This is a genomic window from Flavobacterium sp. T12S277, from assembly GCF_048514875.1.
GTDB lineage: Bacteria > Bacteroidota > Bacteroidia > Flavobacteriales > Flavobacteriaceae > Flavobacterium.
Window position 1 is genome coordinate 224,535 of sequence record NZ_JBLYEG010000002.1, and the last position, 20,945, is coordinate 245,479.

Below are 20,945 nucleotides of genomic sequence, written 5' to 3' on the forward strand. Positions count from 1 at the left end.
AACCCGACAGGTTTTTAAAACCTGTCGGGTTTGCTTAACACTCTCTTAAACGCGTGAAATTGGTAATCGATTCACGCGTTTCTTTTTTGGTGTTTTATTTGAGAAAAAAGTAAGATCTTAGCAAAAAATAACTTCTTGATCATGCTAAAAAAAATACTTTTGACATTCCTGCTTTTAAATAGTTTGCCTTCTTTTTCTCAAGATATTGCAAAAGAATTTGATTTAAAATTAGAAGAAAAAAGAGATTTTTTTCAGGTAGTCAATGAAGATAAAAAAGAAGTAATTCTGTTTTTAAATGATAAGGAAAAAGCCAACGCTATAAGATTTGATGAAAAATTCAATATTATAGATTCTTTAACTATTGTAAGACCAGAAAAAAAATACGAGAGCATTATTGGTTATAGTCAAAAGGATAATAATTGTTTCGTTTTTTGGGCATCGAAAGACAGAAAAGAAATTAGTTCACAATATATCAATTTTACAACTGGAAAAACTGAAAATAGGCCAATTTCTTTAGAACTAAAAAAGGAAAAAATAGTTCAAGAACTTACCATCAACAACAAGTTTTACCTTATTACAATAATAAAAAATACAAGTACTTTAAAGTTTTATATATCTGACGATAATGGAAATCTAAACGAAAAAATAGTTGACTTGTCGCATTTAGAATTTAAGAACATATTTGATCATCCCGAAAACTTATATACTGTTCTAACAGATGAATCTTCAGAACCTTGCTTTCAAACTATAGCCAATGACAGTCCTCCGTCATTAGCATTAAGCTCTAAAAGATACAAAATTTACACCTATAATCCTGAGGAGATTATCTTCACTATTGATAATACTACACATGCTACACAAGTTTTAAGAATTAATCTTCAGGATTTTACACCAAATCTTATATCTATTAAGCAACAAAAAACAACTAAAGGCGAATATGGTGCAATAACATTTAGATCAAATTCTTTTTTGATTGACAACAAAATTCTTCAAATAAAAACCAATGCTTTTGTTTTGTTTTTTACAATTAGTGATTTAAATGGTAACATTCTTAAAGAATATAAAGTTTTGCATGATCAGGAAATTGATTTTAAAAATTCTGATTTCCTCCAGCAAAAGAACAGCTTTTTTTGGCGAAAGAACGATATTTTTTCCAGCACAAAACCTATTAAAAATTCAGAACAATTTCTTAGAAGAATTAAAGACGCGCCTAGTATTTCGTGCTATAATTTGAATGGAATTTATTATACCGCTATTGGAAGTTCAGAAGATATAACTCAAAGTTCCGTTGGAATATCAATGAATCAAAATTTAATGAGTACGGGCGGAATGGGAATGAATGGAACTACAATGATACCTTTTAATTCAGGAAGAAATTATACCGTAACGAATTTAATTTCCTATAAAAACAAAGCCGTAGTTTATACGAATTGTATATTTGATTCTACTTTTAATCATCTTGATCGTGAGATGAAAATCTCCGCTTTTGACAAAGCTAGAATTTTCTTAGAAGAGAACGAAGAAATTAAAAAAACAGTATCAATATTTTCTAAAACTCTATACAAAGATTTAATACTTTTTAAGTTCAAAAATAGTTTATATCTAGGAAGTTATAATAAGAACAATAAAAAGTACCAAATTTTCAGCTTTACTGAATAACTGTTATAAATTTTAAACTTCCTTAGAAAAAACATAAGCTTTCAAATCAACAATTTGAATAGCAAACTAAAATAATATGAAAATCACCAAACCAAGATTAGCCTTAATTTGCGGAATACTTTGTATTTCGATTTTTCCAATATTGGTTAAACTGAAACTGGCGCCCGGATTGATTTCGGCTTTTTACAGAATGTTTTTTGCTGTGATATTGCTTTTGCCCTATGTAGTCATCACCAAAAGTTTTAAACTTCCAAAAACGAAGCCTTTTCTTCTGGCGGTACTTTGCGGTATTTTATTCTCTTCAGATGTTGCCGTTTGGAATATTGCTATTCAGGATTCTAGTGCTACGCAGGCTTCTTTACTTACCAATTTATCGCCGCTTTGGGTTGGAATTGGGTCTTTTTTCTTTCTTAAAATACGACCAGCCATCAATTTCTGGATCGGAACCGTGGTTTCGTTGTTCGGAATGGTCACTTTGGTAGGCTTTAGCTTTTTTATGGATTTAAATTTTGATCAGGCCTTCTTGTTTGCTGTTTTATCGGGTATTCTCTATTCAATTTATCTTTTGGTGAGCAAAAAAGTACTGTCTGATGTTGATGTTTTGTCCTTTATGACCATTAGTTTATTGGCTTCAAGCGTTTACTTGGCCGTACTTTGTTATGGTTTGAATCAGCCTTTCACCGGTTTCTCTGATACGGGTTGGTTTGTGCTGGCACTTCAGGCGGTAATTTGCCAATTGTGTGCATGGCTTTCTATCAGTTACGCCACCCAGCACATGCGTGCCACAAGGGTTTCACTAAGTTTATTAAGTCAGGCTGTAATTACATCCATTTTAGCTTGGTTGTTTTTGGAAGAACAAATAACTTTACAAATGGTTTTCGGCGGAATCATTTTGCTCTTCGGAATCAGAATTACGTTCTATGATAAAACGATTTCTTTAAAGAAGCTTTTTTCTAAGAATTAGATCGAGGGCCGTTTGCCCGCGGATAAAACAGGTTATACTGATTTACGCAGATTGATTGTGCCAAAATTCGTGAATTCGTGACGAAAAATTCTCCCGCAGATTTAGCAGATCTGGCAGATTATTCCAGAATCATTGAAATCATTTTAATCTGTGGCAATAAAAATTCGTGCAATTCGTGGCAAAAAACCTGAAACAAAGAAAACCTGAAACAAAGAAAACCTGAAACCTGAAACAAAAAAAACATCCTTACCTATGTTACATAAAAACAAAATACCCAACTTAAAAGTAATCGCATTTGATGCTGATGACACTCTATTTGTAAACGAGCCTTACTTTCAGGAAACGGAACATAAATTCTGCGCTTTGATGGAAGATTACCTTTCTCATCAGGGGATTTCGCAGGAATTATTCAAAATCGAAATCGAGAATTTATCTTTGTACGGTTACGGAATCAAAGGTTATATTTTATCGATGATTGAAGCGGCCATAAACATTTCTGACAAAACCATTCCGATTGAGGTTATCGAAAAAATCATCCAATACGGAAAAGAATTACTCGAAAAACCAATCGAACTGCTCGACGGAGTCGAAGAAACCTTAAAAACGCTGCACGGAAAATACAAACTGGTTGTGGCCACAAAAGGCGACCTGAAAGACCAGCACAGCAAGTTGCACCGTTCGGGACTGGGGCATTATTTTCACCATATCGAAGTAATGTCGGACAAACAGGAAATTGATTACACCAAATTACTAGGGCGTTTAGACATTCAGGCAGATGAATTTCTGATGATTGGAAACTCGCTAAAATCGGATGTTTTACCCGTTTTAGGAATTGGAGGTTATGCGGTACACATTCCGTTTCACACCACCTGGGAACACGAAAAAATCAATCACAAAATAGAACATGCGCATTTCAGTTCTTTCGAAAAAATTACTGAAATCCTTCAGAACTTATTGTAATGAAAACACTTTTAGACTTAGAAAACTGGAATAGAAAAGAACATTTTGCACATTTCATTCAAATGGAAGAACCCTTTTTTGGCGCCACCGTCGAAATTGACTGCACCCAGGCTTATGAAACAGCAAAAAGTCTTCAGTCTTCCTTTTTCATTTATTATTTGCACAAGACACTCGTTGCTGTAAACGCCATTGAGAATTTTAAATACCGTATTTCCGGAGATCAGATCTACGTTAACGATCGCATCGATGCCTCGGCTACTATCGGACGTCCAGACGGCACTTTTGGATTCTCCTTTATGGAATACAATCCCGACTTTAAAATCTTCCAAAAAACAGCTTTAGAAGAAATCGAACGCATTCAAAACACCACAGGTCTTTTTACAAGATCTTTTGAGAATGATAATTTAATTCATTTCTCAGCCATTCCGTGGTTGAATTTTACTTCGCTTTCGCATGCCCGCAGTTTTACCTTTCCGGACAGCTGCCCAAAGGTTTCTTTCGGAAAAATGATGACCTCGCCAACCGGAAAAAGAACCATCGCCATGTCTGTTCATGTACATCACGCCTTAATGGACGGATTGCACATGGGACAGTTTGTTGATTATTTTCAGGAATTAATGAATCAATAACTCCAAAATAAAGGTCTAAATTTGGAATGATATTTGTCGATAAAAGCACATGAAAAAACTACTTCTTTTCTTGTTACTAGCCTATCAGTCAACACTGTTGAGTCAAACCATTTTGGCTTCCTATCCGCTAGATTTAAAAAGGTACGATCAGAACAATTACATCTTAAATGTCGAAGATAAGGCAACAAATGATGTATTTGTTTTTGCTACAAACACTCAAAATCTCACCATTTTGAAATACAACAGTGCCTTGTTTTTAAAAGATGAATTCACATTATCGCGTACCAATCTCGAAAAGAGATCCATTATTGGCTATAGTTTCAGCCCAGACGGGAATCCAACTCTTTATTGGGCTTCCGAGGATTCTTCGGACATTTGGGTCATCAAATATTATCTAGAAACCAAAACCTATAAGATTTTAAAATTTCAATATCCCTCTTCTACTGAATATATCGTTGCTAAATTCCAAAGCAATAACTTATTCTATCTGCTTTCCAAAGACGTTTCGCGTCATACTTTGACGGCTTATGTTTTTAAAAACGGAATCGTAGAAGAACGCATATTTGATTTCTCTGGTTTTACTTTTCAGAATAAAAAAACCCAGCCTTTGTCTTTTAGCCAAATCATTCGGGAAAATCCAATTATAAAAATCGATCCGGACGACTATACTCCTTTAGACAAAGCCTCTAAAAAAAGTAAAATTTATATCGAGAACAATCATTTTATCCTAACACTGGACCATAATCCAAAAGAAACACAGCTTTTTGATCTGAATTTGGAAAATCAGGATGTTATTGAAAAGAAAATTAAGCAGTCTGAGACTAAAACAGCTCGAAAAATAAGCAACTCTTTTTATTATGAAAAGAAACTTTATCAGATCAATGCCAACGAAGATGAACTCTTGCTCGACATTAGAAATTACGATTCAGACGAGCTTATAAAAAGCATCCGAATTGCAAAAGAAGATACGATTCGTTTTAAAACTTCTCCTTTGTTTGTTCAACAAGGCGGCGAACGCCAACCAAGGACATTAAAAAACACCAAGAGATTTCTGCAGCATTTGTCGTCTTTAGAAATAGGTTTATCCGTTTATGAAAACGGAACAAACACCTCTATGACGCTGGGAGGAACACCTCGTGTTGGCGGCGCTTATTACACGGTTATGAATGATACTTTTACCTGGGACTATCTGCCGGTTGTAAACGACGAAACTGTATTTTTTGAAACTGCTTTAAACCAAAAATCCGAATTTATTGACAAAGATCCGGCGCCAATGGCACTTGATAATCTGTATTATTACCTCAACACCAATAAAAAAGTGATCTTGGAAAATGTTTTGAAATTTAACGATTATTACATTTTAGGCTATTACGATACCGGCTCCAAACAATACACGATGCGTAAATTCACCGATGGATTTCCGGACGATCAAATGCAAAATCCAATCATCGACAAGGCTACTTTTTCGAAACCTTTTTCTTTTGAAAAACCTTAAATTTATTGAGAATTAATCCAAATGTCTGATGTTTTCGGATTTGAAAAAAAGGGAATGGATTATTTTTTCTAACTTTACAAAAAAGACACATATTATGTTATCAAAAAATATTGAAACAGCTTTAAACAAGCAAATTCGCATAGAGGCAGAATCTTCGCAAACCTACCTTTCTATGGCTTGTTGGGCTGAAGTACACGGACTTGAAGGAATTGCTCAATTTATGTACACACAGTCAGACGAAGAGCGCGCACACATGCTAAAATTAGTAAAGTATGTAAACGAACGCGGAGGTCACGCTCAGATTACCGACCTAAAAGCGCCTAAAACTTCTTACTCTACTTTTAAGGAGATGTTTGAAACGCTTTACAACCATGAGATTTTTGTTTCAGAATCTATTAACGAATTGGTACACATTACTTTCTTAGAAAAAGATTATGCTACCCATAATTTCTTACAATGGTACGTATCGGAACAAATTGAAGAGGAAGCTACAGCTAAATCGATCTTGGATAAAATTAACTTAATTGGAGACGACAAAGGCGGACTATACTTGTTCGACCGTGATATTCAACAGTTAACGGTTACCAGCTCGATCGCTATCAACCCAAAATAAAAAAAGTTAAAGTTTATTTAGAATATATAAAAATAACATTTTTCTGTTATATTTGCCTCTGTTTTTATAATACAGAGGAAAATTGAGCAAGAAAGAAAAAGACAAGGACAAAAAAAAGGATAAGAAGAAAAAGAAGAATAAAGCTGCTATCCTTGAGAATATTAAGAAGTTGGAAAACTGTAAATCTTCTTGTTGTGAGAAATACAAAAAAAGTGAAAAGAAACGTTGTTCACGTTGTCCTATGTTTGATTTATTCAAAAAAACGGCTTAACAATTATATACAAACCCACCATCTGGTGGGTTTTTTAGTTTAAAACAATAGGCTCTTTCCAAACAAAAGTTTAATAGAACGCGGATTAAACTGATTCGCTATGCGAAAACACAGATGAAAAACGGGTTTTTTGTATTATATGAAATACATAATCTGATAATACTCTACTTTACCCCTTTTGAAAATCCGTTTTTATCAGCGTTTTCGTGAAACGAATCCGCATCATCTGCGTGACAATATAGAAGAAGCTCTTAACTTTTGCAATTGACTCACACAATCCTTAAATCTTTGTGTAACTTTGTTGTTATCCGTTTTTATTACTACGGTTAAAAACGAATTTCCCTATTTTTAATATAGATCCTCAAAAAGACGCAGCATTACTTATGGAAAACCAAATTACGATACCCAAATCCAGTCTTGATTTTCTGACTCAGGTTAAAAAAAACAATAACAAACCCTGGTTTGATCTGCACAAACCAAAATACTTAATCGAATTAAATCATATTGAAACCTTTGCAGGAGCTTTGCTTCAGGAGCTTTCTAAAACAGATGTTCTGGAAACAGCCTCAGGTAAAAAAAGTGTCTATCGAATTTACCGCGACATTCGTTTCTCCAAAGACAAAACTCCTTTTAAAACCTTCTGGGGAGGCAGCTATACCAGAGCCACAAAAGAAAGACGTGGTGGTTATTACTATCATCTCGAAAAAGGAAACAGTTTTCTTGCCGGTGGTTTCTGGGGACCCAACGCTGCCGATCTAAAACGCATCAGAGCCGAATTTGGTCACGACCCTCAACCCATGCAAAAGATACTGCAGTCAGAATCTTTCGTGAACAATTTTGGCACCTTACAGGGAGAACAGCTCAAAACAGCCCCTAAAGGTTATGATATAAACCATGAAGCTATTGACTTACTTCGCTACAAACAATTCCTCGTTATCAAACGTTTTACTGATGAAGAGGTACTAAGTCCTGATTTTCTGGAACAGGCCCTGGATACTTTCAAAAACATGAGACCTTTTTTTGATTACATGAGCGAAATCTTAACAACGGATATTAATGGTGCTTCTGTACTATAAATAAAATATAAACCCGACAGGTTTTTGAAACCTGTCGGGTTTGATTATTAAATCGTGGTGTTAGTTATTTCAACAGTAAAATTTCGCTGACAACCACTTCGGTAATAAACTTTTTCTCTCCGTTTTTATCGTCGTAACTTCTGTGAATCAGTTTGCCTTCAACGGCAACCTCTTTTCCTTTCACTACAAACTTTTCGATAATTTCAGCTGTTTTCCCCCAGGCCGTAACACGATGCCATTCGGTTTGTTCGACCTTCTGTCCTTTGTCATTGGTATACTTTTCGCTGGTAGCGATATTCAAATGCGCTAATTTTTTTCCGCTTTCTAATGTTTTAATTTCCGGATCGTTTCCTACGTTCCCAATTAACTGTACTCTGTTTTTCATTGCATTCATGGCGTATAATATTTAAATGTTAGTATAATGAATTCGTTAATCAAATTCAACAAGGCAAAGATGCGACACACCTCTGCAATTATCCGGTTAACAACTATTTACTTTCGGTTGTAACTATTTGTAAGCGTTTGTAAATGGAAATTATTTTGTATATTTGAGAGAAACCTTACGATATGCAGACAAAAATCAATAAAGTCGAATTGCGAAATTTGGAATTCGATGACTATAAGCAGCTAAAAGATTCTATGGTAGAATCGTATCCCGAAATGGCCGATTCTTACTGGAAAGAAGATGATATTAAAAGATTACTTTCTATTTTCCCCGAAGGGCAGCTCGTTATACTGGCGGATGGAAAAGTCGTAGGATCTGCTTTATCGTTAATTGTAGACGAAAAGCTAATCGACAAAAGACACAACTACAAACAAGCAACAGGAAACCATACTTTTTCAACCCATAATAAAAATGCCGAGATTCTGTATGGAATTGATGTATTTATTCACCCCAACTATAGAGGTTTACGTTTAGGCCGACGTTTATACGACGCCCGAAAAGAACTTTGCGAACAGTTAAATCTAAAAGCAATTGTTTTTGCCGGCAGGATTCCAAACTATGCTCAGCATTCTAAAAAACTCACTCCCAAAAACTATATCGACAAAGTAAAACACAAAGAACTACACGACCCTGTACTCTCTTTTCAGTTAAGCAATGATTTTCACGTACTTCGAATTATGAAAAACTACCTCGAAGGCGACGAAGAATCAAAAGAATTTGCGGTGCTTTTAGAATGGAACAATGTGTATTATGATGAAAGTCCAAAATTAATTAACCTCGAAAAAAGTGTTATTCGTCTGGGGCTGATTCAGTGGCAAATGCGTCCGCTTAACAATATCGAAGAGTTTTTTGAGCAGGCGGAGTTTTTTATTGACGTGGTTTCCGGTTACGGAAGTGATTTTGCACTGTTTCCCGAACTTTTTATTGCGCCTCTGATGGCCGACTACAACCATTTGTCTGAAGCTGAAGCCATTCGCGAGCTGGCCCGCTATTCTGATCCCATCAGAAAGCGTTTTCAAGAATTTGCCATCTCGTACAACATCAATATCATTACCGGAAGTATGCCTTATTTAGACAATGGCAACCTGTACAATGTTGGTTTTCTGTGTAAGAGAGATGGTACTTCGGAAATCTATACTAAAATCCACGTAACGCCAAATGAAGTACAGCATTGGGGAATGAAAGGCGGTTCGCAATTTAAAACCTTTGACACCGATTGCGGGAAAATTGGCATTCTGATTTGCTACGATGTTGAGTTTCCGGAACTTTCGAGAATAATGGCCAACGAAGGAATGAATATTTTATTTGTTCCGTTTTTAACCGATACTCAAAATGCATACACCAGAGTAAAACACTGTTCGCAGGCGCGTGCCATCGAAAACGAATGTTATGTAGCTATTGCCGGCTGTGTGGGCAACCTGCCAAAAGTAAACAATATGGACATTCAATATGCCCAGGCCTCTGTTTTTACACCTTCTGATTTTGCTTTTCCGAGCAACGGAATTAAAGCGGAAGCAACACCAAATACAGAAATGACGCTTATTGTTGATGTCGATTTGAACCTCCTAAAACAACTTCACGAACACGGAAGTGTACGTACGTTGAAAGACCGAAGAACGGATTTGTATGAAGTTAAAAAAATAGATTCATGAAAACATGCCTTGAATGCTCTGAGAAAATTGTAGGCAGGGAAGACAAAAAATTCTGCTCAGACAGCTGTAGAAATGCCTACAACAATAAAATAAACAAAGACAGCACAAATTTCATGCGTAATGTGAACAATAAATTACGGAAAAATTACCGAATTTTGAGCGAACTAAACTCTGAAGGTAAATCTAAAGCAACGAGAGATAAAATGATAAATAAAGGTTTTGATTTCGATTTCTTTACCAATATCTTGCAGACCAAAACAGGAAATACCTACTATTTTCTGTACGACCAGGGATATCGCCCTTTGGACAATGATTATTTTATGCTTGTTAAGAAAGAAATATAGTACGTATTTACCATGAAAAAAAACCAGACCTCAATTCTAGCCGTAATTTGCATTCTTGCCATTCTTAGTATTATATACGCCACAATGATGCCGCAGTTAATTTCCAAGGGAGATGAAGCCCTTGCTGAATTTTCAACGGACCGGGCTTTAAGTCAAGTCAAAATTATTGCTCAAAAACCGCACTATGTAGGTTCACTTAATCACGAACTGGTGGCCAATTATCTTAAACTGGAACTCAACCGAATTGGACTCGAAACCAGTGTTCAGGAAGGTTTTACGTTAAATGATTGGGGAATATTGGTAAAATCAAAAAATATACTTGCCCGCATCAAAGGAACCAACAATACCAAAGCACTTTTGCTGCTCTCTCATTATGACAGTGCGCCACATTCTTTCTCAAAAGGTGCAGGTGACGACGCTTCGGGTGTTGCAACTATACTAGAGGGAATCCGCGCTTTCTTGTATGCCAAACAACCTCATAAAAATGACATCATCATTCTTTTTTCAGATGCTGAAGAATTGGGTTTAAATGGCGCGGCACTTTTTGTAAACAACCATCCATGGGCAAAAGACGTAGGTTTGGTGCTTAATTTTGAAGCCAGAGGCTCTTCAGGACCAAGTTATATGTTAATGGAAACCAACAAAGGAAACAAGGCATTGGTTGAAGAATTTTCAAATGCAAAAACGACTTACCCTGTCTCCAATTCGTTAATGTACAGCATCTACAAAATGCTCCCAAACGATACCGACTTGACGGTTTTCAGAGAACAAGGAAACATTCAGGGATTCAACTTTGCTTTTATCGACGGTCATTACAACTACCACACCCAGCAGGATGATGTACAGCACCTAAGCAAAACCACACTGGCACACCAGGGAACTTACCTGATGCCTTTGTTAAAATACTTTTCCAATACCGATCTAAATGCGACAACATCAACTGAAGATTATGTTTACTTCAGCGCTCCGTTCTCCTTCATCAGTTATCCTTTTTCATGGGTATTACCGATGACCATTATTGCTTTGGGATTATTGGTTCTCTTCATTTTTATTGGAAAAGCCAAACGTGTCATCACTTTCAGAGAAATATTCAAAGGATTTGTTCCGTTATTGGGATCGATCGTGATAGCGGGTCTGGTAACCTTTTTGGGATGGAAAATTATTTTGCAAATCTATCCGCAATATTCTGATCTGCTAAATGGCTTTACTTACAATGGCCACGCCTATATTGGTGCTTTTGTAACGCTTAGTATTGCCATTTCGTTTGCCTTCTACCACCATTTTTCAGAAGCTAAAATTACCATGAACCATTTTGTAGCACCGCTGCTACTCTGGATCATTATTAATGCATTTGCCGCGAACAGCTTAACGGGTGCAGGTTTTCTGATTATACCGGTATATTTTGGTATCCTTCTGTTCGCAATTTTTGTTCTTACCCAGCATTACAGTTTGGGACTTAACCTGCTGTTTAGTATTCCGGCATTCGTTATCATAGCGCCTTTTATCGTAATGTTTCCGGTTGGTCTTGGATTAAAAATCCTTTTTGTGAGTGCTATACTTACTGTACTGCTTTTCGGATTGGTATTGCCCATCTTTGGCCCGTTTGCTAAAAAAGGGATCTGGACGATCTTTTTCTTTGCGGTTTCCATTGGCTTTTTTGTTTATGCAGGATATCATTCCGACTACGAACACCGAAAAGCAAAATCAAACAGTTTGTTATACGTTTATAATGCCAATACTAATTCTGCTACATGGGCAACCTACGATGTCAATTTAGACGATTGGACCAAAACATATTTAGGACAAACAAATCAGAAAGCGGTTGGATTAAATACATTACCAATAGCCAGTAAATACAGTTCAGGTTTTACTTATAGCGCAATTGCGCCTGTTATACCTCTTGCAAAACCAACAATTGCCTTCTTAAAAGATAGTGTGGTGGGCAATAACCGCTATTTAAAAATAAAAATCACCCCAAACAGAAAGGTAAATCGTTACGATATTTATGCCAATCCAAAAATGACCTTTTTCAATTTTAAAGCCAATGGAGTTACAACTTTAGGGCAAAAAGGAAACCGTCTGGAGCGTAATGGTATGAAAATATTATCCTACTATGTGGTAGGCAACGAACCTCTGGTGATGGAATTCTACATTAACAAATCATCTGTTCTTGACATGGACCTGATAGAAAGTTCGTTTGATTTAATGACAAATCCGTTGCTTAAAGTAAAACCGAGAAGCGACTGGATGATGCCAACGCCATTTGTTTTAAATGATGCTGTATTGATTCAGCAGAAAATAAAACGATACACGGCAGCGGTAACTGCTCCTGTACCTGCAACAATAGCAAAAGACAGCACTGTCGTAAAAAAAGACAGCTTAAAACCTCTTGCAAAACCAATTGTTAAACCGCAATAAAACCACTTATTATGGCAACAAACATTTCTACAATTCTGTTAAATGCTCCGTTAGAGAAAGTCTGGAACACCCTGACTCAGCCAGAACTGGTCAAACAATGGCAATATGGCAGCGATTTAATTACGGATTGGAAAATTGGTAACGAAATCAGATTTAGAAATGAATGGGAGGGCCAGGTTTTTGAGCAATGGGGAACGGTTCTGGAAGTTATTCCGAATCAGAAAATCAAATATTCTTTATTTTTTCCAAGACCGGAATTAGAAGACAAGCCCGAGAATTACTTCATCATGAGTTATATTCTAACGGAGGAAAATCAGAAAACAAAACTCGAAATTGTTCAGGAAGACCATCGTCCCGGAGCGGTTCAGGAAAAACCTCAAGGCGAAGAAAACCCCATTTTACAAGCATTAAAAGCTTTAATCGAATCCTAAAAATGAGTTTTAAAATAATAAAGGCAAACTTTACATAAGGTTTGCCTTTTTCTTTTAGCAGGCACATTCCATTTTCAAACCTGTTTGTATACCGTTTGTCCCCTCAGTGGCATAACCGTCAAACTTCCACCACTCGATTCCTCCAATTAGTTCTTTTACTTTAAAACCAAGTTTTGCCATGTTCAAGGCTCCTTTTGTCGAAGCATTACAGCCAATTCCATCACAATAAGTCACATATAAAACCTCCTTGTCCAGATGTTGGGTGCTTTCAGTCGTCATTTCACGATGCGGAATATTGATCGCTGTCGGAATGTGTTCTGCTTCAAACCCAAAAGCTTTACGGGCGTCAATTGCGATTACTTTCTCTCCATTATTCAAGGCATCAAACAAATCAGACGGATCCATTTCGAAGGTCAGCTTATTCTCATAGTGTTGAATCTGTGCTTCCATTTTTACAGTTTTAATGTTTTAGTTTTTCAAATATAGCGCAACCGCTCTTTCCATAAAAACGAAAAGAATTCATTCACTTGATTACTTTTTTTCATAGAAAAGCGATCCTGAAATTTTGTTTCTTTGTACTTCTAATTCCCTAAAAAAATGGAAATACGTCATTTACGATTAATAAAAGCAATTGTTGAAGAAGGAAGCATCACTAAAGCAATTGACAAGTTGCATTTGACACAATCGGCTTTGAGTCATCAGCTTAAAGAAGCCGAATACCAATTGGGAACCGCCATTTTTCTGCGCACCAATAAAAAACTGGTGCTGACCAAAGCGGGAGAAAAGATCTACGAACTTGCCAATGAAATTCTGGACAAACTCTCACAAACCGAATTGCAAATCAAACAAATGGTTTATGGAGAATACGGTGAAATCAGAATTAGCACCGAATGTTTTTCGAGTTACCACTGGCTGCCGTCGGTTTTAAAACAATTCCATCTTTTATATCCAAACGTCGAACTTAAAATTGTAACCGAAGCAACCCATATTCCGATACAAAAATTACTGGAAAACACCATCGATATTGCCGTAATCAGCGATCAGATCAAAGACAACAACATTCGATATATTGAGCTTTTTCAGGATGAAATGGTCATGGCAGTTTCTGAAAACCATGCCTGGGCAACCAAAAAATATGTGGTAGCCGAAGATTTTATCGACGAACATTTACTCATTCACTCCTTTCCGATGGAAACGGTTACGATACATCAGTTTGTACTGGCTCCCGCCAGGATAACTCCCCGAAAAATAACTGCCCTGCCGCTTACAGAAGCATCGCTCGAAATGGTCAAAGCCGATATGGGCGTAATGTCAATGGCAAAATGGGCTTTGTTACCCCATTTAAAAAACAATCCAATAAAAGCTGTAAAAATTGGAAAAAACGGTTTAAAAAGAAAACACTTTATAGCGATTCGGGAAAATCAGGAATATCCGGATTACTTTCATCGCTTCATCACTTTTTTACAAAACGAAATCAATCTTCAATGGAATATTCAATAAGAAACTGTGAACCAGCTGACTTACCAAAACTGGTGGTTTTATGCCAAAAACATGCAGAATATGAAAAAGCTGTGTTTTCTCCGGAAGGAAAAGAAAATAAGTTAAAAGAAGTTTTGTTTGGCGATCGGCCAAAATTGCATTGTCTGGTCGTTGCAACAAAAGATACGATTGTAGGTTATGCTTCCTTTACGTTTGACTTCTCCACCTGGAATGCCGCAACTTTTCTTTATATGGACTGTTTGTTTCTGGAAGAAGAAGCCAGAAGTTTTGGTATTGGCGAAATTCTAATTGAGAAACTAAAACAAATTGGAAAAGAAAACAATTGCGTCAATATGCAATGGCAAACCCCTCAGTTTAACGAAAGAGCCATCAAATTCTATCACAGAATGGGCGCAAAAGGGAAAGACAAGGTGCGATTTACTTTGGATCTCTAATATTCTAATCCGCAAAGAGGTAAAGAAAAAATTCCAGTAAGTTCTGGTTTTAATTCTTTGTAGCGATGAAAGACTGTACCTTTGCGACTTTAAACGAAAAATGACACAAATCAGTATTTTAGGATGTGGCTGGCTGGGATGGCCTCTGGCGAAAAAGCTAATGGATAAAGAAAATTCGGTAAGCGGATCAACGACTTCCGAAAACAAACTTCCGATTTTAGAAGCATCGGGAATAAAGGCTTTCCTGGTTACGCTTGAAAGCGAAAGTGTTTCAGACAGCATCACTAATTTCCTGGCGGAAAGCGAGATTCTGATTATTGATATTCCGCCCAAATTAAGAGAAAAAAGCCCCAATCTTCCGACTCCGTCCGAGAAGGTTTTTGTTCGAAAAATTGAAAACCTGATCCCGTTTTTAGAAAAATCAGCTGTAAAAAAAGTGCTCTTTGTAAGTTCGACCGCAGTTTACGGAAATGACAATGGAACGATCACCGAAGAAACTCTCCCGAATCCGGAAACCGAAAGCGGCAAACAATTGCTTTTAGCGGAAGCTTTACTCCAAAAAAACCAAAACTTTACCACCACTATACTGCGTTTTGGCGGCTTGATTGGAGAAGATCGTCATCCGGTAAAATTTCTGGCCGGAAAAGAGAACCTCGAAAACCCAGATGCTCCCGTGAACCTCATACATCAAAACGACTGTATCAGCATCATCGAAGAAATCATAAAGCAGTCGAAATGGAATGCCGTTTTTAATGCGGTCGCCCCTTTTCACCCCACAAGAGAAGAATATTACAGTCAAAAAGCGAAAAGTCTAAATCTTGTTGCGCCACAATTCAGTACACAACAATCCAATATTCAGAAGATTATTTCAAGTGAGAAAATTGAAGCTGTTTTAAACTATCAATTTAGATTAGACAATTACTAAAAAAACTCCTATCCGGCTGAGCAAAGTCGAAACCTTTTCACAAGCCTTCAACTCCGCTCGGGTGACAATCGTTTACCAAAACTAAAATTACCTGCATAACTTACATTATTAAAAAAACTTTACGAACTTTGTGTAAACCTTTACCCTATTTCGATTAAAAACTATGGAAACAGCTTATATCCATTCACCATTAGGAATCACCAAAATTGTTGGAGATGAGGAGGGTATTGCTGTAATCTCTGTTTCAGATGTCGGAACAACTGAGGTTTCTCCAACTATTCCCGAGGTTTTACAAGCTGCTGTTTCGCAGCTTCAGGAGTATTTTGAGGGTAAAAGAACCGATTTCGATTTAAAACTAAATCCTAAAGGAACCGACTTCCAACAAAAAGTATGGAAATCATTATTAGAAATTCCATTCGGAAAGACCGTGAGCTATATGGATCAAACCAAGAAACTGGGTGATGTAAAGGCGATTCGGGCTGTTGCCTCGGCAAATGGTAAAAATCCGTTGTGGATTGTGGTTCCCTGCCATCGTGTTATTGGCACCAATGGTTCTTTAACAGGTTATGCCGGTGGTTTGTCCCGCAAGAAATGGCTGCTCGAACATGAAAATCCCAGTACACAGCAAAGTTTGTTTTAGTTCTTTTTCGATAAACTTAAATGATTGTCGCTTTATTTTGACCCTACTTTAACGAAAATGAATCACAAAAAAACAGCACCACAGCTTTAAAAACATAAGCTATTTCTTATTTTTGAAATCATTTGTGTACTTTTATAAATCTAAATGTCTAAAATTCTAAGACGTCTCAATAATGATTGAAAAAATAAATCTTAACAATATCCTTTTCCTTGATATAGAAACGGTACCCGAAGAGGAGAATTTCAATTCGCTTGACGCAGAAATGCAATCACTTTGGGATCACAAGACACAATACCAGCGCAAAGACGATTTTACTCCCGAAGAGTTTTATGAACGTGCCGGAATCTGGGCTGAATTTGGTAAAATTGTCTGTATTTCGGTTGGTTATTTTACCATCAAAGGCGATATTAGAAATTTTAGAGTGACCTCTTTTTTTGGAGACGAAAAGAAGATCCTGCGCGATTTCAATAATCTGATCAACAATCATTTCGATAAACCGCAACATTTGTTGTGCGGACACAATGCCAAAGAGTTTGACATTCCGTTTATTGCACGACGTATGATTATCAACCAGATTGCCATTCCGGACAAACTTAATTTGTTTGGAAAAAAGCCCTGGGAAGTAGCGCATTTAGATACTTTAGAATTGTGGAAGTTTGGCGATTACAAACACTTTACTTCCTTAAAACTACTGACCAAAATTCTGGGAGTTCCTTCTCCAAAAGGCGATATCGACGGCAGTCAGGTCGCACATGTTTTTTATGTCGAGAAAGATATCGACCGTATTGTAACCTATTGTGAAAAAGACACAATTGCTGTAGCTCAAATTTTTCTGCGTTTGCGCCGGGAAGATTTATTAATTGATGATGAAATTATTCATGTCTAATTCTGCTTTAAATGACGTATTCAAAAATAGCTCAACTCCGACTTATTTCTCAAAAACTTCATAAAACGACTGAAAGCTCACCAAAAGAAATTGTAAAGCACTTAGGCGCGATGCAGGCTCAGGACTATGCGATGGCAAAATGGGCCATTGGCTCCCGTTGCAATGCTTCGGAAAAAGAGATCGAAGAAGCTATTAATTCAGCACAAATCATCCGAACCCATATCTTAAGACCAACCTGGCATTTTGTCGCTGCCGATGATATTTACTGGATGTTGGACATTTCCGGACCACAAGTGAAACGCATTGTAACTTCCTATGTTAAAAAATTTGGTTACGATGTCCGGAAATTAGATCAGATGAATGCTTCTATCGAAAAAATACTGGTCGGGAACAATCATTTGACACGTGAAGAAATCATGCAGGAACTTGATATCACTAAGACCTCCGGCCATGATCATTTATCCGGTCCCATAATGATGTATGCTGAACTGGATGGTTTAGTCTGTAACGGAAAAATGAAAGGAAAGCAACAAACCTATGCCTTACTGGAAGAAAGAGTTCCCAAACCGCAGACCAAACTAACAGAAGAAGAAGGCCTGGCGAAACTAGCGCTAAACTACTTTGAAAGTCACGGTCCTGCTACGCTTCTTGATTTTTCCTGGTGGTCGGGTTTTTCTCCTACCAGCTGCAAAAATATCATTAATGCAATTGAATTGCAATTAAACTCTATTACCGTTGACAATCAGATCTATTGGTTTAAAAAGGAGCTGCCTCCCGAGGATAACTTCCGCGAAAGCGTTCATTTTCTGCCGGCTTTTGATGAGATTTTAATTTCGTATAAAACTCGTGAAGCTTCCATTCTACCCGAACATCAGTCGAAAGCTTTTACGAACAATGGTATTTTCAAACCCATAATTATGGAGAACAGCAAAGTTATCGGGATCTGGAAACGCACCATCAAAAAAGAGCACACCAAAATAGAAACGCAGTTTTTTAATGAAACTGAAAACCATAAAAAGGCAGTGTTGTTTGAAGGCATTAAATCTTTTGAAACGTATTTAGGAACCAAAATTCTAATTGAATAATTCCAAATTTCACAAAACGATGGTACTTTCCATCAAATACTTCTCGTTTCGGCTTTAAAATCCTTGCTCGTTTTAGGGTTAAATAATTACATTTACAAAAAAATTTAATTATGGTATTGAGCAGATTTTGGTTAGCGATCTTTGTGTCTTCAATTTTATTTGTGGTAGTGAGCTTATTTACTGGAAACAGTTACACTCTCGATTTTATTTTGAACGGACAAAAAGACGATCCAATTCTGGTATCTGAAAAATATCTGGAACAAATTCCTGCTTTTGTAAGAGACAGCATCGACTTAAAAGAAGATAAAACCATGATTGTAAACAGGGACTTAACCAACCCTGATACCACTTATGTTTACAAAAACAAAACCGTAAAAATTTACAGCGGCGTACAAAAGTCAGACGGTTTATTGCCAACCTGCAAAAGTACTCTGATCGACATCATCATTCCATTAATTGCCTACTTAGCCTTTTTCTGTGGGTTAATGGAGCTTTTAATTATCTCAGGGGCTTCCGAAAAACTAGCGAGATTCCTGAGCCCGATGTTTACCAAAGTATTTCCTACCGTTCCCAAAAATCACCCTTCGATATCGTATATGACCTTAAACTTTGCCGCTAACTTTCTTGGTTTAGATTCGGCCGCCACTCCATTTGGACTGAAAGCAATGGAGAGTTTACAAGAACTGAATGTCGAAAAAGACAAAGCAAGTGATGCACAAATTATGTTTATGTGTCTGCACGCCTCGGGTTTAACCCTAATTCCGACTTCAATTATAGGATACCGTGCCGCAGCCAATGCAGCGAATCCGGCCGATGTGATGCTTCCTTGTATCATCACTTCGTTAATCGGAACCATCGCAGCATTCCTAATTGTTGGAATCAGACAAAAAATAAACTTCAAAAGCGCTTCATTAGTACTCGCCTTAATGGCCATTATTGCGGCCATCATTGGACTGTTGTTCTATGTAAATCATTTAGATTTAATCGGAAAAAACTATTTCACTTCTAATCTTTCAGGATTGATGTTAGTTGGAATCATTGGTATTACACTGATTTTCTCCTTCATTCATGAGAAAAAATTCACAGCACAAGACACTACAATGTTTGATACTTTCGTTGTTGGCGCAAACAATGGTCTGAAAACCGGAGTTAAAATTTTCCCTTATGTTCTTGGAATGCTGGTCGCCATCTCTCTTTTTAGAAATAGCGGACTGTTTGAAATTATCAGTAACGGAATCGGTTTTATCTTTAGCAGTATTGGCGTAAGTTCTGAAATCATAAACGCTTTACCGGTTGCATTACTTAGACCTTTCAGTTCAGGAGGTTCCAGAGGTTTTTTACTGGATTCGATGAGTACCTTCGGAGCAGATTCACTTACAGGCCGTTTAAGCAGTATTTTCCAATGTAGTGCCGAAACTACTTTTTATGTAATTGCGGTTTACTTTGGATCGGTAAACATTAAAAACACCCGATACGCGCTTACCACCATGTTATTGGTTGATTTTATTTGTGTGATTGCTGCCATTTTTGTAGCCAGCTGGTTTTTTTAATATGACCACAATTGCATAATTCGTAAAAAAAAATCCTGAATGGGATTACAACTATAAAAAATCTAAAATGGATATCGATAACACGAGAAAATGGGTGTTATTTTTGTTCAAATGGCTTTCTTTTATAGGCTCAATTTATGGTCTCACAATGCTATTAATTAATCCATAATTTTTCAAAGTTTCTTAACCATGAAGCCACAATACCTTTTTCTTTTATCGCTTTTAATCGCCTGTCAAAAACCAAAACCAGTTTCTCAGATTCAAACGGACAAAACGAATTCAGAAAAAAAATCTGAATCCCATGTTTCTAAAGAAAACTTCTTAAAAACGGATACCCTTTTGGTTTATACCGATGGTGAAATGTCAAAAGATCATTATATACTGGCGCATTTGTTAGATCGAAAAATGGATAAGGACAGTCTTGTAACGGGGAAATACCAACTTGATTTTTATTTTAATAAAACCAAAACTGCCGATACAAAACTTAGTATTAAAGGAATTGATGAAGGATCCGAATGGAGTGTTATTTACGGACTGGGTCAGGAAAGCATCCAAAATTCTCCTTTTATACAAATTCATTTTGGATATCCAGCTTGTGGTTATACGCAAAACAACTATTTGTATTACTTAAAAAACAGCAGTCTGCAATTGGTTCATGAATGGTACAGCATGTCTGACAGTGGATGGGGCAGCTGGGTTGAATTCGGAAATACTGGTGCAAAAAGCAATCCCGAATCATTCTATTGCAAAACTGTTGCTTTTGAACCGGATGATAATGATGAGAATATGGGAACAGTTACCTATTCTGACTCAACTGTTTTTCGCTTAAGCGGAAATCATTGGAAGAAGCAGTTACTTTCGGTAAAAGACAAGAATTATTTTGAGAAAAAAATGAGTTTTGATGATTTCCACAATCAAAAGTAAAGGAGTAAAAACAAGGCTTATTCAAATTCTTTCTTAGGTAAATA

At 36.7% G+C, this 20,945-nt stretch carries 22 protein-coding genes; 20 read left to right on the forward strand and 2 right to left on the reverse strand.

Annotated features, from left to right (window positions below):
- Positions 1-141 precede the first annotated feature (141 nt).
- The 8 genes from ACN1CN_RS05175 to ACN1CN_RS05210 all read left to right on the forward strand — a co-directional run bounded on the left by ACN1CN_RS05175 (position 142) and on the right by ACN1CN_RS05210 (position 7,667).
- Positions 142-1,659 carry a hypothetical protein gene (locus ACN1CN_RS05175; RefSeq protein ID WP_419134888.1) on the forward strand — a complete coding sequence of 506 codons (1,518 nt, stop codon included), beginning with the start codon at positions 142-144 and terminating at the stop codon, positions 1,657-1,659.
- A 76-nt stretch (positions 1,660-1,735) separates the two neighbouring features.
- Positions 1,736-2,623 (forward strand): DMT family transporter, encoded by an 888-nt coding sequence (locus ACN1CN_RS05180; protein WP_419134889.1) that lies wholly within the window; start codon positions 1,736-1,738, stop codon positions 2,621-2,623.
- A 252-nt stretch (positions 2,624-2,875) separates the two neighbouring features.
- Entirely contained in the window at positions 2,876-3,583 is a 708-nt protein-coding gene (locus tag ACN1CN_RS05185) for an HAD family hydrolase (protein ID WP_264525706.1), read from the forward strand.
- Entirely contained in the window at positions 3,583-4,212 is a 630-nt protein-coding gene (locus tag ACN1CN_RS05190) for a CatA-like O-acetyltransferase (protein WP_419134890.1), read from the forward strand. Before ACN1CN_RS05185 ends, ACN1CN_RS05190 begins: the two co-directional genes overlap by 1 nt.
- A 49-nt stretch (positions 4,213-4,261) precedes the next feature.
- Positions 4,262-5,707 carry a hypothetical protein gene (locus ACN1CN_RS05195; RefSeq protein ID WP_419134891.1) on the forward strand — a complete coding sequence of 482 codons (1,446 nt, stop codon included), beginning with the start codon at positions 4,262-4,264 and terminating at the stop codon, positions 5,705-5,707.
- A 94-nt stretch (positions 5,708-5,801) separates the two neighbouring features.
- On the forward strand, positions 5,802-6,320 hold the full coding sequence (locus ACN1CN_RS05200) for a ferritin (RefSeq protein ID WP_263362227.1): 519 nt from the start codon (positions 5,802-5,804) through the stop codon (positions 6,318-6,320).
- Positions 6,321-6,402: 82 nt separating this feature from the next.
- Positions 6,403-6,591, forward strand: a complete 189-nt coding sequence (locus ACN1CN_RS05205; RefSeq protein WP_017495881.1) for a hypothetical protein — start codon at positions 6,403-6,405, stop codon at positions 6,589-6,591.
- A gap of 383 nt (positions 6,592-6,974) precedes the next feature.
- Positions 6,975-7,667 (forward strand): DUF2461 domain-containing protein, encoded by a 693-nt coding sequence (locus ACN1CN_RS05210; protein WP_419134892.1) that lies wholly within the window; start codon positions 6,975-6,977, stop codon positions 7,665-7,667.
- Positions 7,668-7,731: 64 nt separating this feature from the next.
- Here the strand turns inward: ACN1CN_RS05210 and ACN1CN_RS05215 are convergent, their stop codons facing one another.
- On the reverse strand, positions 7,732-8,061 hold the full coding sequence (locus tag ACN1CN_RS05215) for a single-stranded DNA-binding protein (protein ID WP_419134893.1): 330 nt from the start codon (positions 8,059-8,061) through the stop codon (positions 7,732-7,734).
- A 173-nt stretch (positions 8,062-8,234) separates the two neighbouring features.
- Between ACN1CN_RS05215 and ACN1CN_RS05220 the strand changes: the two genes are divergently transcribed.
- From ACN1CN_RS05220 to ACN1CN_RS05235, 4 genes are read left to right on the forward strand one after another with little or no spacing between them, the layout of a single operon-like run.
- The gene (locus ACN1CN_RS05220) at positions 8,235-9,764 is read left to right on the forward strand and encodes a bifunctional GNAT family N-acetyltransferase/carbon-nitrogen hydrolase family protein (protein WP_291286603.1); all 1,530 of its coding nucleotides are present in this window, start codon (positions 8,235-8,237) and stop codon (positions 9,762-9,764) included.
- Positions 9,761-10,108 (forward strand): hypothetical protein, encoded by a 348-nt coding sequence (locus tag ACN1CN_RS05225; RefSeq protein WP_264525712.1) that lies wholly within the window; start codon positions 9,761-9,763, stop codon positions 10,106-10,108. The genes ACN1CN_RS05220 and ACN1CN_RS05225 overlap by 4 nt, the downstream gene beginning before the upstream one ends.
- A 12-nt stretch (positions 10,109-10,120) precedes the next feature.
- Positions 10,121-12,526, forward strand: coding sequence for a M28 family peptidase (locus ACN1CN_RS05230; protein ID WP_419134894.1), 2,406 nt, complete (start codon positions 10,121-10,123; stop codon positions 12,524-12,526).
- An 11-nt stretch (positions 12,527-12,537) separates the two neighbouring features.
- Positions 12,538-12,957 (forward strand): SRPBCC family protein, encoded by a 420-nt coding sequence (locus ACN1CN_RS05235; protein WP_419134895.1) that lies wholly within the window; start codon positions 12,538-12,540, stop codon positions 12,955-12,957.
- Between the two features lie 54 nt (positions 12,958-13,011).
- On the opposite strand, the gene ACN1CN_RS05240 is transcribed toward ACN1CN_RS05235, so the two are convergent.
- Complete coding sequence (locus tag ACN1CN_RS05240; protein ID WP_419134896.1) at positions 13,012-13,407, reverse strand: rhodanese-like domain-containing protein; 396 nt, start codon at positions 13,405-13,407, stop codon at positions 13,012-13,014.
- Positions 13,408-13,554: 147 nt separating this feature from the next.
- Between ACN1CN_RS05240 and ACN1CN_RS05245 the strand changes: the two genes are divergently transcribed.
- From ACN1CN_RS05245 to ACN1CN_RS05280, 8 genes are all read left to right on the forward strand, one after another.
- Positions 13,555-14,457, forward strand: a complete 903-nt coding sequence (locus tag ACN1CN_RS05245; protein WP_419134897.1) for a LysR family transcriptional regulator — start codon at positions 13,555-13,557, stop codon at positions 14,455-14,457.
- Positions 14,442-14,891, forward strand: a complete 450-nt coding sequence (locus ACN1CN_RS05250) for an N-acetyltransferase family protein (RefSeq protein ID WP_419134898.1) — start codon at positions 14,442-14,444, stop codon at positions 14,889-14,891. The genes ACN1CN_RS05245 and ACN1CN_RS05250 overlap by 16 nt, the downstream gene beginning before the upstream one ends.
- Positions 14,892-14,991: 100 nt before the next feature.
- Positions 14,992-15,816 carry an NAD-dependent epimerase/dehydratase family protein gene (locus ACN1CN_RS05255; protein WP_419134899.1) on the forward strand — a complete coding sequence of 275 codons (825 nt, stop codon included), beginning with the start codon at positions 14,992-14,994 and terminating at the stop codon, positions 15,814-15,816.
- A 163-nt stretch (positions 15,817-15,979) separates the two neighbouring features.
- Entirely contained in the window at positions 15,980-16,456 is a 477-nt protein-coding gene (locus ACN1CN_RS05260) for a methylated-DNA--[protein]-cysteine S-methyltransferase (RefSeq protein ID WP_419134900.1), read from the forward strand.
- Positions 16,457-16,628: 172 nt separating this feature from the next.
- Positions 16,629-17,342 (forward strand): 3'-5' exonuclease, encoded by a 714-nt coding sequence (locus tag ACN1CN_RS05265; RefSeq protein ID WP_264525720.1) that lies wholly within the window; start codon positions 16,629-16,631, stop codon positions 17,340-17,342.
- An 11-nt stretch (positions 17,343-17,353) separates the two neighbouring features.
- Positions 17,354-18,427 carry a winged helix DNA-binding domain-containing protein gene (locus tag ACN1CN_RS05270; protein WP_419134901.1) on the forward strand — a complete coding sequence of 358 codons (1,074 nt, stop codon included), beginning with the start codon at positions 17,354-17,356 and terminating at the stop codon, positions 18,425-18,427.
- Between the two features lie 110 nt (positions 18,428-18,537).
- Positions 18,538-19,977, forward strand: a complete 1,440-nt coding sequence (locus tag ACN1CN_RS05275) for a nucleoside recognition domain-containing protein (protein WP_264525722.1) — start codon at positions 18,538-18,540, stop codon at positions 19,975-19,977.
- Between the two features lie 189 nt (positions 19,978-20,166).
- Positions 20,167-20,901 carry a hypothetical protein gene (locus ACN1CN_RS05280; protein ID WP_419134902.1) on the forward strand — a complete coding sequence of 245 codons (735 nt, stop codon included), beginning with the start codon at positions 20,167-20,169 and terminating at the stop codon, positions 20,899-20,901.
- The last annotated feature ends 44 nt before the right edge of the window (positions 20,902-20,945 follow it).

Bases quoted from the DNA above. Each gene is read 5' to 3' on its own strand.
- ACN1CN_RS05230 (WP_419134894.1), top strand. From the start codon at position 10,121: ATGAAAAAAAACCAGACCTCAATTCTAGCCGTAATTTGCATTCTTGCC.
- ACN1CN_RS05175 (WP_419134888.1), top strand. From the start codon at position 142: ATGCTAAAAAAAATACTTTTGACATTCCTGCTTTTAAATAGTTTGCCT.
- ACN1CN_RS05225 (WP_264525712.1), top strand. From the start codon at position 9,761: ATGAAAACATGCCTTGAATGCTCTGAGAAAATTGTAGGCAGGGAAGAC.
- ACN1CN_RS05200 (WP_263362227.1), top strand. From the start codon at position 5,802: ATGTTATCAAAAAATATTGAAACAGCTTTAAACAAGCAAATTCGCATA.
- ACN1CN_RS05265 (WP_264525720.1), top strand. From the start codon at position 16,629: ATGATTGAAAAAATAAATCTTAACAATATCCTTTTCCTTGATATAGAA.
- ACN1CN_RS05270 (WP_419134901.1), top strand. From the start codon at position 17,354: ATGACGTATTCAAAAATAGCTCAACTCCGACTTATTTCTCAAAAACTT.
- ACN1CN_RS05245 (WP_419134897.1), top strand. From the start codon at position 13,555: ATGGAAATACGTCATTTACGATTAATAAAAGCAATTGTTGAAGAAGGA.
- ACN1CN_RS05180 (WP_419134889.1), top strand. From the start codon at position 1,736: ATGAAAATCACCAAACCAAGATTAGCCTTAATTTGCGGAATACTTTGT.
- ACN1CN_RS05280 (WP_419134902.1), top strand. From the start codon at position 20,167: ATGAAGCCACAATACCTTTTTCTTTTATCGCTTTTAATCGCCTGTCAA.
- ACN1CN_RS05210 (WP_419134892.1), top strand. From the start codon at position 6,975: ATGGAAAACCAAATTACGATACCCAAATCCAGTCTTGATTTTCTGACT.
- ACN1CN_RS05275 (WP_264525722.1), top strand. From the start codon at position 18,538: ATGGTATTGAGCAGATTTTGGTTAGCGATCTTTGTGTCTTCAATTTTA.
- ACN1CN_RS05260 (WP_419134900.1), top strand. From the start codon at position 15,980: ATGGAAACAGCTTATATCCATTCACCATTAGGAATCACCAAAATTGTT.
- ACN1CN_RS05255 (WP_419134899.1), top strand. From the start codon at position 14,992: ATGACACAAATCAGTATTTTAGGATGTGGCTGGCTGGGATGGCCTCTG.
- ACN1CN_RS05220 (WP_291286603.1), top strand. From the start codon at position 8,235: ATGCAGACAAAAATCAATAAAGTCGAATTGCGAAATTTGGAATTCGAT.
- ACN1CN_RS05185 (WP_264525706.1), top strand. From the start codon at position 2,876: ATGTTACATAAAAACAAAATACCCAACTTAAAAGTAATCGCATTTGAT.
- ACN1CN_RS05195 (WP_419134891.1), top strand. From the start codon at position 4,262: ATGAAAAAACTACTTCTTTTCTTGTTACTAGCCTATCAGTCAACACTG.
- ACN1CN_RS05215 (WP_419134893.1), bottom strand. From the start codon at position 8,061: ATGAATGCAATGAAAAACAGAGTACAGTTAATTGGGAACGTAGGAAAC.
- ACN1CN_RS05190 (WP_419134890.1), top strand. From the start codon at position 3,583: ATGAAAACACTTTTAGACTTAGAAAACTGGAATAGAAAAGAACATTTT.
- ACN1CN_RS05250 (WP_419134898.1), top strand. From the start codon at position 14,442: ATGGAATATTCAATAAGAAACTGTGAACCAGCTGACTTACCAAAACTG.
- ACN1CN_RS05235 (WP_419134895.1), top strand. From the start codon at position 12,538: ATGGCAACAAACATTTCTACAATTCTGTTAAATGCTCCGTTAGAGAAA.
- ACN1CN_RS05240 (WP_419134896.1), bottom strand. From the start codon at position 13,407: ATGGAAGCACAGATTCAACACTATGAGAATAAGCTGACCTTCGAAATG.